The organism is Streptomyces sp. HmicA12, assembly GCF_000373565.1.
Lineage (GTDB): Bacteria > Actinomycetota > Actinomycetes > Streptomycetales > Streptomycetaceae > Streptomyces.
On the sequence record NZ_KB891806.1, the window covers coordinates 126,663 to 142,158 of the forward strand.

5 protein-coding genes are annotated in these 15,496 nt (G+C 66.3%); 2 read left to right on the forward strand and 3 right to left on the reverse strand.

Translation table 11 applies throughout. From position 1 onward, the window contains the following. Positions 1–11: 11 nt before the first annotated feature. The 3 genes from B072_RS0115960 to B072_RS0115970 all read right to left on the reverse strand — a co-directional run bounded on the left by B072_RS0115960 (position 12) and on the right by B072_RS0115970 (position 12,278). Positions 12–6,839 carry a polymorphic toxin-type HINT domain-containing protein gene (locus B072_RS0115960; protein ID WP_018530965.1) on the reverse strand — a complete coding sequence of 2,276 codons (6,828 nt, stop codon included), beginning with the start codon at positions 6,837–6,839 and terminating at the stop codon, positions 12–14. 178 nt (positions 6,840–7,017) lie between these two features. Further along, positions 7,018–10,635, reverse strand: a complete 3,618-nt coding sequence (locus B072_RS0115965; RefSeq protein ID WP_018530966.1) for a LamG-like jellyroll fold domain-containing protein — start codon at positions 10,633–10,635, stop codon at positions 7,018–7,020. An 80-nt stretch (positions 10,636–10,715) separates the two neighbouring features. Further along, a complete protein-coding gene (locus tag B072_RS0115970; RefSeq protein WP_086020357.1) occupies positions 10,716–12,278 on the reverse strand; it encodes a VCBS repeat-containing protein in 1,563 nt (520 codons plus the stop codon). A gap of 414 nt (positions 12,279–12,692) precedes the next feature. Between B072_RS0115970 and B072_RS48185 the strand changes: the two genes are divergently transcribed. Together B072_RS48185 and B072_RS0115980 are read left to right on the forward strand one after the other, a co-directional pair. Next, positions 12,693–13,553, forward strand: coding sequence for an alpha/beta hydrolase fold domain-containing protein (locus B072_RS48185; RefSeq protein ID WP_158689196.1), 861 nt, complete (start codon positions 12,693–12,695; stop codon positions 13,551–13,553). A gap of 98 nt (positions 13,554–13,651) precedes the next feature. Further along, positions 13,652–15,436 carry a stealth family protein gene (locus tag B072_RS0115980; RefSeq protein WP_018530969.1) on the forward strand — a complete coding sequence of 595 codons (1,785 nt, stop codon included), beginning with the start codon at positions 13,652–13,654 and terminating at the stop codon, positions 15,434–15,436. The last annotated feature ends 60 nt before the right edge of the window (positions 15,437–15,496 follow it).

Sequence of the window (15,496 nt, forward strand, 5' to 3'; positions counted from 1 at the left end):
CAGGCGCAAGCTCACCACGGTTGCGGACCGTCGCTTTTATCCCTGTTGCAAACGCGGCACGTCGCTTGACCGTTTGATGGATCACCCGAACCACCACCGGCTTCATGTTCTATGTGATCCACTTGCGCCTCATTGGTAGGAGGCGTCACACCAGTCTGCGACTTCGCTGGGTAGACGAGTTCGACATTACAGTTTGGGTTCACGCATCTCGCGATCCCATCTTCCTGCCCCAGCGCATTGCGCTGAATAACCTCATCTTTGCCGGCGGGCGTGAATTTCTTTCCAGCTCGCGTCCCAGGCCCTCCGCCGCGCCCTTCCGTTGGCGTGAAGCCGGGCCGGACCGTGCAAAGTTCCCCAGGAGTGCCGTACTTAGTGTTGTGAACCAATACCGGGGTGCCCCCGGCCTCCACATAGTACGTGTGCTCACTGGCGACGGTGAGGTTGTGAACGGTGGCGTTCTGGGCCGTCCATCGTTCAATCGCCCTGATCTGAACGCGAGTCCCCGTGCTGGTGCGCAGCCACTCACCGGTCTTCAGCTCGGTCGCGTCGATCCATTTCCCGAGCTCAGGGACCCAGAAGGGGTGCCCGTCGGTGGCCGTGATCGATGCGGTCTTGTTGCCCTTCTTCCCGTCGGTGTCAACGGTGACCTTGACGAGGTGCTTGAGGCCCTGCCCCTTGATCTCGGCCGTGACTGTCTCGGCTTTGGTCTCGCCGGTCTTGGGATCGGTGGCCAGCACCTTGTCGCCGATGTCGACGTCCTCGATGCGTTTTGTACTGCCGTCGGCCATCAAGACCAAGGTGCCGGGCACGAAGCTGTTGCACGCCTTCGCGAGCTTCCGGCTCTTGTTCCAATCCTTGAACGCCCCCCACAGCCGCTTGCCCAGGTTCACAATCCGCTTACCCAGGGCGTACGCCTTGTTGACGCGGTACCAGTACTTTCCGATCAGCTTGGTGACCGGTCCGCCGCCGATCAGCGACATGACGATGTTGCCCGCCGTGGCGCCACAGGCGCCCAGGGAGCCCGTGGTGAAGCAGTCCAGCGCATCAGTGATGCCGAGTTCATCGGCGATGATCTTGCCGAGTTCCTTGGCGATGGCGATCGCGCGCTGCTTGGCCGCGTCCGCCTTGGCCTGTTCCTGGCGGGCCTTGTAGCTGGCCGTGGATTCCTTCGGTGCCTGGACGCCGTAGTACGTGTAGTAGGTCTTGGTGACCTTGACGTCCCAGCCGCCCTTGTCGTTCAGATTGCACTGGACACCGACGCTGATGCAGTCGTCGGGCTTGAGACCGTCGGGGTCGGAGAGGGTGACCGGGTTGTTGTTGCTGTAGGCGTACCCGTTGATCTGTTGCGGGTCCGTGTAGTCGACGATCGGGTCGGCCGAGATGAAGCGGCCGGTCGATGCGTCGTATTCACGGGCGCCCAGGGTCACCAGGCCCGATGTGGTGTCGTTTGTGCCACCGACGAAGCCCTTGTCGTCCACCCAGTCCGAGCTGTCGGCGGAGTTGTCATCACGGCCGTTGCCGAACGGGTCGAGGCGGCGGCGCTGGGTTTCGCCGGTAGCAGCGTTGATGGCGAGCTGCGACGTGCCGTGATGGTCGCCCGCCAGGAACGTGACGCCCTTGGAGTCGCGGACTGCCACCGTCTGGTCGCCCAGTGAGTAGTACCGCTTGGCCGTGACCGCCTTGGTGGAGGTGTCGAGACTCAGTTCCATGCCGGGCAGGTAGAACGTCTTCTCCGACGCTGACGTGCGCAGGAGGCGGGAGCCGCTCGCGTCGTAGGTGTACGACGATTCGCTGCCGTCGGCGTTGGTGACCTTGGTGAGGTCGTTGTTCTTGTCCCAGGTGAGGCTCTGGGTGTCTCCGCCCAGGACACGGGTTTCGGTGTTGCCCGCGTCGTCGTAGGTGTAGGTGTTCTGGGACTTGACGGCCGGCGTGGTGCTGGTGGCCGTGGTGTCGGTGACCGCCGTGGTCAGCTGGTGCGGGCCGTCGCCGTTCTCGCCGTAGGTGTACGACTTGGTCGAGGTCGCGCCACCGTTGATGCCGTGGTTGGTCTCCGTCTTACGGTTGCCGGTGTTGTCGTACGTGTAGGCGTTCCAGTACGGGGACGCGCCACCGACCGTGGTCGAAGAGGCATCCGGCTTGCAGGCCGCGTCCGTGCCACCGGTACCGACAGCGCCATCGGGGGTCTGCGAGGACGTCCAGTCCGCGGTCATGCGGCGCAGGCTGTCGTAGCGGAAGCACTGCACGTCACGGGTGCCGCCCGTGGGGTTGTCGACGATGGAGGTGACGTTGCCGCCGTCGTCGTACGTGTAGTCGGCGTCGTACGCGACCGAAGTGGCGCCCTCGACATCGACGCGGGCGTTGGTGAGCTGCTTCGTGCCTTGCTCGTAGGAGTAGGTCAGCCACGTCTTCTTCGCACCCGAATCGCCTGTGGACAGCTCCAGTTGTTCGAGCTGGCTCGTGGGCGAGTAGGACGTGTCGGAGACGTAGGTGCCGCCGCCGAGCGAGGTGTTCAGGGCTGTCGGACGCTGCAGATCGTCGTACTGGTAGGAGACGGCCTCGGCCTCAAGGCCGCCCGCCGCAGGGAAGTTGGTCCCCTGTACCGTGCCGTCGTCGTTGTACTGCGTGTTGAACTCGTATGTGCCGCCGAGCTCCGGCTCCGCCGTCTTGGACAGCAGGTACTTGGTCGAGGTCGGCTTGTAGTCATTCTTCTCGTCCAGGACCGGATAGGTCACCGACGAGTAGACGGCGCCGTTCTTGTAGGTGTAGGTGCCATACAACTCGCCCTTGGCGACCGTGTCGTACGTCGACACCGACAGCTTCGTCCCGGTGTCCGCTGCGCCCTGCCAGGTCGACTTCACCCGGCTGAGCTGGTCGTAGACCGTGGTCGTGGTGTTCTTGCGGGCGTCGGTGACCGATGTCTGGCGGTCCAGGTCGTCGTAGCCGAACGTTGTCGTTCCGGTGTCCGGGTCGACGGCCTGAGTCTTGCGGCCGCGCTGGTCGTAGGCGTACGTCCAGGTGTTGCCGTCGTTGTCGGTGACCTTGTTGAGCTGGCCGTCGGGCGTGTGGCCGTACTTCGTGGAGACGTAGTCGGACGCGGTGCCCAGGGGCAGCGGGGTGTCGCCCTTGTACTGGCGCAGTTCGACCGTCTGGTCACGGGCGTCCGTGATCGTGGTGGTCGGGGTCTGCCCGGTCGGCGGGTCCATGTGGACGCGGTCGCCGCCGTAGGTGTACGTGGTGCGGTTTTTCTCCTGGCCGGCGACCTTGAAGATGGTGGCCTTGGTGCGGCTGTCGCCGTCGTACTCGGTGACGGTTTGCGCGTCGATGTCCGCGTTCAGCGGCTCGAAGAGCGTGGAGCTGGGGGCTCCGGTCGTCGAGTACGTGTCGTTCGTCTTGACCGTGCGGCCGGAGCCGTCGTAGTAGGTGTCGGCGATCAGACGGCTGCCGTCCAGGCCTTCCGTCTGGACCTGGCGGGGCCTGAGCAGGCCGTCGTACAGCGTGTACTCGCTGCCGTACGTGGTTCCGCCGTTCTCGATCCGCTCCGTCTTGACGTAGTTGGGTCCGGTGGTGCGGATGCCGTACGTGTACTTGAGCGACGCGGAGAAGCTCGACGCCTTCGGGCGGTCGGGGAGCCAGACCGAGGTCAGGCGGCCCAGGCCGTCGTAGGCCAAGTCGGTGCGCTTGCCATTGACGTCCACCTGGGCCGCCGTGGCACCCCACTCGGGGGCGTACTCGGTCTTGGTGATCCAGCCGAGCGCGTTCGTCTCGGTCTTGCCGGTCGCCAGACCGTAGGTGTCGGTGTAGGCGATCGTCTTCGGCGTGCCGAGCGCGTCCGTAACCTTGAGCGGACGGCCGTACTCGTCGTACTTCGTCGTGGACACCGTCTGGTAGGTGCCGGTCACACCGTTGTGCGAGGCGAGCCGCTTGACGGTGGTCGCGTTGCCCAGGGTGGGGGCAGCGCCGACGGTCGTGGTGTCGTCGTACAGCGTCACGTCGTCGGAGAGGACCTGCTTGGTGCGGTCCGGCGTGGTGGCACAGTCGACGCTGACCACTTCCACCCGTGCGGTGAACGCGTACAGGTGCTTGGAGGCGTTGTCGGCGTACTCGGTGCGGGTGCACTGGTTGTCGGCGACGTCGAGTTCACCGAGGTCGTTGACCTGGGTGACGCGTCCAGTGGTGTCGTCGTAGGTGGTGACTGAGGCCGTCTGACGCCAGCCGCCGGCGGCGAGCGCCTCGTAGTTGTCGGTCCGCTCGATCCCGCCGAACCGGGCGTAGCGGGTGCCCCAGTCCTCAGCGTGCGTGGCGGTGACCTTGGTCCACGGCGTGTTGATCGACTTGGAGACGACCTTGTCCCCGTCGTACGTCGTGGTCTCCAGCTCGATGCCGGACTTCCAGTCGGAGTCGGTGTAGCTGGCGCCCGTGGAGTCCTTCACCGTCGACGCCTTGGTGCCGCCGTCGGGGTCGGTGTCACCGTCCAGGCCCTGGAAGAAGACGTGTTCGGTCTTGGTATTGGAGGCGTTCTCGGTGCCGTCGGAGGTCTCGACGCGGACCTTGCCGTAGCCGCGCCAGTCGCTCCAGGTCAGGTACTCGGACTTGGTGAAGCCGTCGGCCTTGGCCTTCCGCCAGCCCGCATCACCGAGGTAGGTGTACGAGGTGACCTGGTCGGGGCTGCCCGTCACCAGATCCTGCTCCACGACGGAGGAGACGACGTACTTGTGGAACCAGTCCGTGATCGGGTCCTCTTCGCCCGGAGGGTTCCACTTGACCGGGTAACAGCGCACGGTCGACTTGCCCGGGGTGGGCAGGTTCGACGAAGTGCACTGCTTGTCCGCGTAGTTGACGGACATCACACTGCCGGACTCGCTCTCCACCGCCGACATGCGGAAGCGGATGAACGGCTGAATGTTGTCCCCTGCGACGTCAACGCGATTGGCCAGTTGCTTGCCGTACAGCTTCACCGAGGGCACGTTCGTGTCGGTGCCGACCTTGCCCGTGTGGTCGATCGAGTTCAGCCACAGGGACTTGGAGCCGTCACCGTTGTCGGTGAAGACGTGGCCCAGGGTCCAGGCGTCGACGTCCTCGTAGGTGGAGTCGCCGGTGCGGATCTGTGTGGTGATCTTGTCGAGCTGCTTGCGGGTCCAGAACGTGGGCGAGTTCTGACCGGCGCACTTGGTGTCGACCTTGCAGTTGCTGTCCCACGGGACGTCCGGCCAGTCGGCCGCCGTCGAGTCCGTCAGCGCGGAGGCGGAGCAGTCGGTCAGGTCGCCGATACAGCGTTCGGAGGTGGTGAAGGCGACACGGGCGGCGGGCTTGGTGTCGTAGACCTTGCCGTCGCGCTGGCCGTAGTCGATGCGCTTGAGGTAACCGCCGCGGACGTACGACTTGCCGTTCTCGTCGGTCTTCAGGCCCTGGGTGTAGTAGTTGGTCTCCTTGCCGTAGAAATACGACATGGCGTTGCCCTGCGGGTCCACGACGTAGTCGAGGTTCCAGCGCCACGCCTGCGTGCAAGCCGCGTTCGCGAAGGTTGCGTCGTAGCAGGGCTCACCGGAGTCGTCGCCGTATACCGGGACGGTCCAGGCGGAGTCCGTCTCCTCGTCGCCGGACGCGTAGCCCGACAGGCGGTTCTGGCCGAAGAAGTACTGGGTGCCGTCCTTGGTGGTGACCTTCCAGTACTCGCCGTTGTTGTCGCCGTTCGTGGCGCCGGTGAGCTTCTCGACCTTGGAGAAGTCATCGGAACTGATGCGCCACTCGCCGGTAGTGTCGTCCTTGACCAACTCGCCGGAGGTGCCACCGCTCAGCGAGATGGTGGCGTTGTCGCCACCCCAGCACTGGTCGCCGTACGTGTCGTCGTGTCCGTCGTCGGCACACGGCTTGTAGCGGCGCTCGATGTAGCCGGGCTCGTAGCTGAAGCCCTGGCCGATCCACGAGCCCTGGTTGTTGGTGGTTGCAGTCTGGCCATCGATGGACTGGGAGCTGTAGCCAAGCGATACGTCGGGTGCGAGACCACCGGGCACCGGCGGGCCGGTGATCGGGTAGGACCAGTTGAAGGCGCCCGAGGCGTTGGACACGCTCCATTTCGAGGAAGCCTTCAGCGGCGTGGCCGCGAAGTCACCCTGGTCGCCGGAGGAGCCTGCCGTCGCGGCGAGGACCGTCACTGAGGCGGCGTCGTTGGACGCCGAGTCCGCGCTGCCCAGCTGGGTGCTGGTACCGGACGTGTCAGCGGCCGCGGTCACCTTGGCCGTCAGCGTCTGCTTGGTCGTGTCGTTGCTGCTGGCCAGCGGCTTCGGCGTGGCACACGCCTTCTTCTGCGGCGTCGTCAGCACACACGCCGGGTACTGGACCAGGCGCAGCCGCGAGCCGTAGCCACCGCCGTAGGAGCTCGCGAAGGCTGCGTAATCCAGAGCCAGTTGTACGGGCGCGGACTTGTCCTCGCTGTCCGTACGGGACAGCGTCATCAGCGGCCCGTCGATGCCGGCGGCCTTGGACTTCTTGCGGTCCAGCATGGCCACGCGCACCGACCCGGGGCTGGTCTCGCCGGTGGCGGCCACCTCGACCGGTAGCCCGTCAGCCTGAGCGGCCGTCTTCTTGGCCTTCGCAGCAGGAGCCAAGGTGATGTCGTCGGTTGCGGCCTTGGGCCACTTCACGTCGTCGGCAGACTTCACCGCCGCTCTGGCGGCCAGATCCGTCTTGCCGTACTTCTTGGCCTTGATGTTCTTGCCGTCGACCGGATCGTCGAGGTTCTTCTGGGTTGCAGGTCTGGCCAGACCGCCGTCCTTGGCCGCAGCCGTGGGGGCGTACTGCGGCAACAAGCCGACGGCCAGGGCGATACCAACGCCGAGCACAGTGCTCCGCGCCGGTATTCGCCACCGTGACCGGAAGGGCGATTGCATCACAACTCCGTAGGGAGAAATGGACTGTTGACATGACAGAGACCTGGAATCAGGCATCACGAAGAGGGGCGGGTGTCCTGCGACCGGCCTTATGGCCTGGTCGCTGGACACCCGCCTGGTGTCACTTCTGTCAGGTGACGGTTTCCTCGATGCTTGCGCCTGCCGGGAGCACGGCCACCGTGGGCACCATGCTCGCGTCCAACGCACCGCGATACACGCGCAGTTCGTCGACGGCGCCATCGAAGTAGGCGGACCCGGTGGAGCCGGAGAGGGTCCGTCCGACCTGGAGCGACGCGGTGGTGAAGTCCCACGCGTTGTCCCAGGGAGCTTGCGCGGCGAGCGTTCCGTTCACATACAGGAGTACGTCGCCGAAGACCGCCGAGTAGACGAGAGCCAGGTGGTCGCCGTCGCCCTCGCTGCTGGGCAGTACGCCCTCGGCGTTCACAGCCGAGGAGACCGCCGTGGTGGCGTCCTTGTCGGTGGTCGTCAGCTGCCAGCGATCAGCCGATGCCAGGTACTTCACCGTGGCCGCGCTGCCGTTCGCACCCGCCAGGGACAGAACCGTCTGGTCCTTCGTCGATCCGGCGGTGGCGAGCCTGGCCCGCGCGGTGAGGGTGAAACTGTCCTCCTTGGCCAACAGGCCTGCAGCCCGGGTCGCGTAGGCGTCGGTGCCGTTGAGAGACAAGTGGCCATCGCCCGATAGCGGTTCGGCAGGCGGCACGCAATCCGGGTCTTCCGCCGGGTCGCACGAGTCGTCCGGCAGATAGATGGAGGCGCCGCCTCCCAGCGTCAGACCGGTTCCGCCAGTGTCCTCCGGGGCGACGCCGCCGGTCGCGGAGTCGACCTGCCAGTAGGCGAGCTGACTCGCGGAGATGCCGCCCAGCTCCTCGCCTTCAGCCTCGGGAACGACTCGGTCGTAGACCTTGACGTCGGCGATGCTGCCCTTGAAGTTGCTGGTGTAGCCGTCCAGTGACAGCTTGCGTCCGATCTGCAGCGGCCCGGTCGCGTTCCACGTCGTGCGGCGCTTCTGGACGTCTTCCTCCAACAGATCGCCATTGACGAAGAGGCTCAGCGTGCCGAGCTCGTCGTCGTAGACGCCGATGAGGTGCATCCAGCTGCCAGGGACAGCAGTCGCGCCGGACACCTTCCACGTGCCCATGCCTTCCATGTCGTTCATGGGCGTACGGAACGTCCAGGACTGAGTGTCCACGTCGTAGCCGAGGTCGAAGCCGGGCGCTCCGGTGCCGTCCTGGCTCACGATGGTCACGTCGTCGGTGGGCCTCTCGGGCAGGTTCACCCAGGCGCTCACCGAGAACGTCTTGCTGGTGTCGACCGCCGCCTTGCCCGCGTCGAGGTAGGCGCCGCTTGAACCGTCGAGCGTCGCGGCCGTGTCGGTCGGTCCCAGCGGGCCCTCGTTGCCGAAGGCCACGCCGGAGCCGGGCGTCGCGTTCGGCGAACCGGACGTACCAACCGCCGCAGTGGAGCCCTTCGCGTCACCGAGCGTCCAGCCGGCCGCCGGGGCCCGGCCGTCGCTGACCAGGAAGGTGTACGCATTGCGCGTCGGCTCCGCGTTGCCCGCGCCGTCCACCGCCTTCGCCTCCACGTACATCGTGCCCTCGTCCGGCGGCATCCAGCGCACGGTGGCCGGACCACCGGTGGACTCCGCTTTCACACTCGTCCAGGTGCTGTCGCCCTTGAACCGGTACTTGTAGGACGCCACGTCTGCGGACGGCGAGTCGAAGGTGAAGCTGCCGTAGTCCCCCACGCCCGCATGCGCCACGTCGTCATTCGGGTATGCGCTAGAGGCGATCACCGGGGCCTTGGGGGCGGTGGAGTCGTAGATGAACTCGCAGCGTGTGGCGTCACCGGTCGTCGACCACGGCCCCCATGAGGTGCCGTCGCTGCCCCGTACCGCCCAGCCGATGGTGGCGTTCTGCGGAATGGTGTAGGCCGCGTCGTTCGGGTCGTCCGCCGAGTTCGTGCCCGCCGTGTAGTTGAACGTCGCCTGTCCGGTCTGGCCGCTGGATGTGGCGTCCCTCGTGGTGATCTTCTTCGATAGCGTGTACTTGTCGACGGTTGTGCTGCCGGAGGTCCACCACACGTGGAACTGGGCCTGCAGAGTCTCGGTGTTGCTGCCCGTGTCGCCGTGGTCGAGGTCCTTGATGACGGCGGTCAGCTTCGGCGCCTCGGCGACATAGTGCTCGGCGGCGTTTCCGTACTCGCACACACCGCCCGGGGCCATCGTCAGGTCGTCCATGCCCGGCTGCAACGGCGGACGGTTGTAGGTGACTTCGAGGTGGGCGTTGCCGCAGAACCGCTTCCAGTAGGACGTGTCGCTCTCGCTGCCCGCCTTGAGCCGGAACGTCGTGGTGTCCCAGCCACTGTCGGCGGCCTTCTGCACGGTGCTCTTCACGTTGAAGCGCACGTTCTGGTTCGTGGACGTGCACGAGCCCGCCGGGTTGGTGGGCGACTGCGACGTGATCGCGTCCTTCAGCGAAGGCTGGTTCTTCCAGGTCGTACCGGAGTTGATGGCGCTGGCGCCGGAGGAGTTGACCCGGCCGAGCTCCACCGAACGCGCGGAGGTGCTGTAGGTGTGCACCATCGTGACCGCGAACTCGGCAGCGACGATGTCCTTGTCCTCGAACGAGCCGGTCGGAAGCGCGAAGAACTGGCGCTTCACGTCGCTGGGGTCGGCACACGTGTACGAGACGTCGGAGGGGCAGTGCCCCACGCCTTCGTGGTCGTCGAACTTCCAGTAGGAATTGCCGGACCAGTACGAGGACACCATCGTCCAACTAGTGCGGTTCGCCGTCTTGTAGACCGGGTCGATGTAGACCGGGTAGACGGTGTCCTTGCCCTGGAGCAGATCCGTGTCGGGGGTGAGGGTCACGCTGTCCGCGGAGGCGTCCAATGCCACGTCGGCGACTTGGGCGCCGTCCGGCGGGGTGACTGTGTCGCCCTCGTCCGTGCCGGCCGTGGCCGAGGCGGTCGCCGTCGGCGACGGGCTGGCCGATGCGTCGCCGTCCGGTGCCGTGCCGCGGCTGGAGTCCCACATCATCGGCTGCGGCGCCTCGAACACGGTGCCGCCGCTCGTCTTGTCCTTGGCCTCAAGTCCACCACTCGCCGTCTTCCTCAGCGTGACGGAGTCGGTGTCCACGGGGAGCTGGAGCTTGGCAAGGTCCGGGTTGGCCGCGGCCTTCGCGTTCTTGACCACCAGGACGTGGGAGAATCCCTCGGCGCTGGCGGTGATCTTCAGGTCGACGCCGTCGAGGACGTTGGCGTACGTGGCCGTGGAGCCGTCGATCTTCGGCTTGGGAAGCTTGGCCTGCCAGCCCAGGGACAGCGACCGCCCGTCCTTCTCCAACTGGGCGAAGGTCTCGTCCCCGCCCCCGGAGAACGCCATGGCCGTCAGCGCGGCCTTCGGCGCGTAGGTGCCGTTGGCCTGCTTGACGAGCGTGGTGTCGATGTCCTGCCACTTGCCGTCCTTGCGGGTACGGATGGGCTGGACGTATTCGATGGTGGTGAAAGTGCCGTCCGGGTTGGCCGTGGTGGTGCTGCGCTCGTCACGCAGGGCCAGCACTTCGACCTTCTTGCCAGCTTTGGCCGCCTTGGCCTGCGCATCGCCGCTGCCCGCCGCCGTCAGCGACGTGTCCTTGTCCGCGGCGGCCGCGGCCGGGGCGTCGCCTCCGATGCTGGGCAGCGCGCCCAGGCCGGACGCCAAAAGTGCGGTCAGCGTCGCGGCGATCACGACGGCCCGTCGTCTACCCCGAGTGCCGCGTGCGGGACGGTGGTTCACAGTGTTCTGCTTCTCTCTGGCCATGGTGCCCGTCACCCGACCACGCCGAAGGAGGCACCGGCGTCAGGGATTCCGCCCGCGCCCGGCTTGAAGGTCGTCGTCCCGGTGCTGGTGGTGCCGTTGATGTCGGTCCACGGGATCACGTACAGGACACCCTTCGAGGTGGCGGACTCCTTGCTGTACGGCACGCCGACATAGAGGTTGGCGCTGCCCGACGTCAGGCTGATGCCGGTGTAGTCGCGCGCCGTCGCCGTACCAGGCAGGACGCTGCCGCTCGCAGCGCGACTGATGATCTTGTCGTTGGCGCCGATCGCGGTGTCCAGGGGGCGGAAGATGTGCAGCGCCCCCGCGTCCTTGGCGCTGCCTACATCACGGCCCGGTACGCCCACGGCCAGCCGGATGGTGGCATCACTGCTGACGACTGAAGTGTCCGTGTTGGTGATCGCCACCCGTTGCCCGAAGAAGTCACCTTCCGTGGCGGTGCCTTCAACGTCGGCCTTGTCCGCGTCGATGGGTGCGACCTCGGTGTACGCACCGGACGGCTGAATGCGGACGACTGTTGCCGTGCCCGCCCCGGCGGCCGAACCGATGGCCTCCCCGGGGGCACCGACGGCAAGGAGCGCATCCGAGTTGTAGGTCTGGTCGCTGGGGCGGTAGTTCGTCATGTCGATCGAGGTGCCGAACTGGTCGTTGGCTTCCGCGACGCCAGCCAGTCCCTCGCTTGAAGCGCCCTGGTCGAGGCCGACCAGGCCGGTGGGAACGCCACCGGTGATCGTGTGGTTGAAGACGGTGACCGCGCCGGCGAAGACCGCGTCGTCGCCGATGGTCTCGCCGGGGGCACCCACCGCGAAGTAGCGGTTCGTTCCTGCCAGCGAGTAGCCGAAGCGATCATGCGCTTCCACGACGCCCGGTACTCCGGTGTCGTCCTCGTTGACCGTGTACTTCGTCGTGCCCTGCATGTAGTGGATGCAGCCGGCGTCCGCGTAGTCCTTGCCGCCGCTGGTGACGTTCTCGCCGGGCGCACCGATCACCAGGTAGGGGGAACCGCCCGAGGTCGTGCCCGATGCCAGCGCGAACCCGAATCGGTCGTACTCCTCGGTGACCGTGCTCGGGTCGAACTGAGCCTGGGTGTAGCTGTCGATCTTCGACCCCGCGCCGATCCCGGTCGGCATACCGTGGATCACGTAGACGGCACCGGCATCGTGCAGGTCCGTGCCGTCCTTGGTGACGTCCTCGTACGGCGCGCCGACCACCAGGTCCGCGCATCCGTCGCCGTCTGCGTCGAACGTAGCCCGGGACGCTCCGAACTGGTCACCTCGCTCCGGCTCCGCGTTCATCCCTGCGGTTGCCTGCGAGATCTCGAAGACACCCTTGCCGCCGCCGAGCACCACACGCACAAGGCCGGCGCGCACGGCACCGTTCACGGTGGCATTCGGGTCCGCGATGATCGTGTCGGTCACACCATCACCGTTGAAATCGGTCGACGTACCGCCTGTGCACGTCGCTGCAGCAGCCGCAGGCTGCTGCAGCGAAACCAGCCCCCCGGCCGTCGCCAAAACCGTGGCCACTATCGCGGCCAGACCGGCCGCGCTCATGCTTCTACGCATGAGTCATCCACCCCACCCCTCGGTATGTCGTTGTTGCCCAATCTTGATGCATGCATCCGGAAACTTTCCGAATCTCCCGCCGCAGGCAATCAAACGGACGTAAAGTTATCGACCCCCACGGCTCCCATGTCAAACTCATACCCTATTTGCGCTTAAGAATTATACCCAACTCCCACAAAGAACCGGATCGCCCCCTTTAAATCAAATCGCGGACAAGTCGGACAAGTTTGCTTGTTTGCACTTGACTGGCCATTGGCCCGCCCTTCATAGTTCCCTCACCAGGAACACGCAGGCTGTTCGAAATCTCGGCACGTCAGAGGCGTGCCGAAGGGTTCGTAATGGTGCGAACCGATACATCCTGCACGTCGCCCGCCGTCGAGCCGGGACGGAAACGGAAAACCAGTGAAGCGCCTACGGGTGTGCCTGCCTGCGCGTGCGGCACTTGTCGTCAGTTTGCTATTCCTTGACGCACACTCCAGCGCCGCTGCAGTCCGCAGCGAGGCGACGTATTCATACGGCACGCACACTCGACGGAAAATCGACACCGACTGGAATAGATCGAACTCCAGCCAGCCGGGAATCAACTTTCTGTACTGCGGATCCTGGTGCGAAAACTCCGCGTGGACGACCTGGTCGCGCCACTTCGCCGACCAGGTCGATGCCGTCTTCTCCGTCGGCTCTCGGCTGAATTTCGATGACTCCTGGCCTGCCCGGCGCACCGACGTGATCTCCGCCATCGACTGCACCAGGGACAACGTTGCCAAGCTCGACCTCGATCCGCAGCGCGTCGGCTCCTCGGCCGGTGGCCGGATCGCGACGGCGCTCGCCGCCAACGGGGCCGCCCACCGATCGCGCCAGAGGAGTCGTGCCCTGTCCCCGGTCACCTCGCCCTACCGGGCGCGGACCGACGGAAATCACGACACCAGCACCGACAAGCAGCGCAAGTTCCGTGACAACGACGCCACCGTTCTCGCCGGTTGTTTCCCCTCCCCCGCAGACACCGACGCCTCGCTGCACGCGAGTTGCTGGGACACCGGGAAGGGCAACGTCGTCGAGGATCGCGCCCCCGGCGCCGACGTCACCCCCGTGCACCTGATCTCCGACGGCGACTTCATATCCGTGCTCACAGACGGAGTCACCGTCGAGACTGCCGCCGGGAGCAGCGCCCTCAGCGGCGCCCGGCCGGATATCCCCGGGCATGCCCGAGAAGGCCCTCGCCTGGATCAGACCTCACGTCTGCCCTCACAGCACACGTGCATCTGACTGGCGGTCAAGCGACCTGATCAGCAGGTGCCCCCACTCACGCCGGCTCGACGGGTCGAAGTCCCTACCAGGTCGGCACCCCAGACAGGAAACCCCACGTGCCCTCCCCCCTCCACCGCCTCGCCGACCAACTGCTGCCTGGGCGCACACGCGCCCGCGAGGAACAAGCCGCGCAGGCCGAGGCGGCACAGGCCGCAGAGGTGGCCCGCAAGCATGCGGAAAGGATCGAGGCCCGGCGGCGCGCGATGCTGGACTCGGACTCCGCAGTGCGCACGGTCACCTTCGAGGACCGCACCTACTACGGCCGCGTCGTGAGTCAGTTCACCGCCGCCGGTGCCAGTGCCCGCAACCTCACCCTTGTCGCCGACGCCCTGGAGCAGGCCGGGGTCGAGTACTTCCTCGTCCCCGGCCGCTCCCGCACCCGCCACGTCGTCGCCCTGCGCCGCGTCGACCGCAAGAAACTGCTGGACACCCTGCGCGCCACACACGGGTCGAGCCCCCTCTACGCCCTCAGACCCAGCAGCGAGCCCCTGCCCGCAGAGGCCGTGCTCTACGCCGACGGCTCCCTGCCCACCGCCCTCAAACGCCAGGACGTGATCCGCTTCGGAGAGATCCTGCTCGGTCCCGCCGGACAGATCCTCGCCGACCTCACCTACGGCTGCGACGTCGAGTTCTGGAATTACGGTCAGACCCTGCTCGACGACAGTGAACGCGGAGCTGCCCGCATGGACACCCTGCGTACGCAGGCTCCGCCCGCCGTGCTCGCCGACGCTCTGGTGGCCCCCCGTCCCAACGCGGTCTCCGACGTGATACCCGCCGACGCGTGCACCGCTGCCGTCCAGACTGTCGAAGGCCGCGACCACCCCACCCACGAGAGCTTCGTCCGTCCCCGCATCGACACCGTCGACTTCCCCATCGACCTCGTCTACACCTGGGTCGACGGTGACGACCCTGATCTCGCGGCCCGCCGAAACTCCTTCCGCGCCGAAGCGGCGGTCCCGCGAATCCACTCCCGCGAATCCGGTGCCTCGCGCTACACCAGTCGCGACGAGCTCAAGTACTCCCTGCGCTCAGTGGAGATGTACGCCCCGTTCGTGCGGAACATCTACCTGGTCACCGACGGCCAGACACCCGCCTGGCTCGACACGGAAGCGGTCGGGCTCCAGGTCATCGACCACAAGGACATCTTCACCGACCCGACGGTGCTGCCCGTCTTCAACTCCCAGGCCATAGAGACCCAGCTGCACCACATACCGGGCCTGTCTGAGCACTACCTGTACCTCAACGACGACGTCTTCTTCACCCGCCCCTCCTCAGCCGGCCAGTTCTTCCACGGCAACGGCATCGCCAAGCTCCCCTTCTCACCCTTCCAGCTCGGCATCAGTGCCCCGCACCCTGATGACCCCGCACCGAACTCGGCGGGGAAGAACGTGCGCGAGCTGATGCTGAACGCCCACGGCCGCTTCACCGTCAGCAAGTTCAAGCACACTCCCCACCCCCAACTCCGGCGCGTGCTAGCCGAGTTGGACGAGCAGTTCGCGGATCATGTGCAGCGCACGAGCCGGTCTCGGTTCCGCGCCACGACGGACATCGCCATGGCGACCTCACTGCACCACCACCACGCCTATCTCACCGGCCGTGCCGTGCCCGGCACATTCAAACTGCGCTACATCGATGTAGGCAAGGCGGACCTGGCCGCGGCTCTCGACGAGTTCCGCCCGGGTCACACATACGACTTCCTGTGCCTCAACGACGTCGACACCGCCGCCCCTGAGCTGGAGCGCGTGGCGGGCACCCTCCGCGACTTCCTGGAGAGCCAATTCCCGTTCGCCAGCCGCTGGGAAGCGTTCAGCGTTCAGGGCTCCGGGCTGGTTCCAAGCTGACGTCATCGGTCGGCCAGCACCGCAACACCCCGACTTGCCATCGCCAACACCCCAACGAAA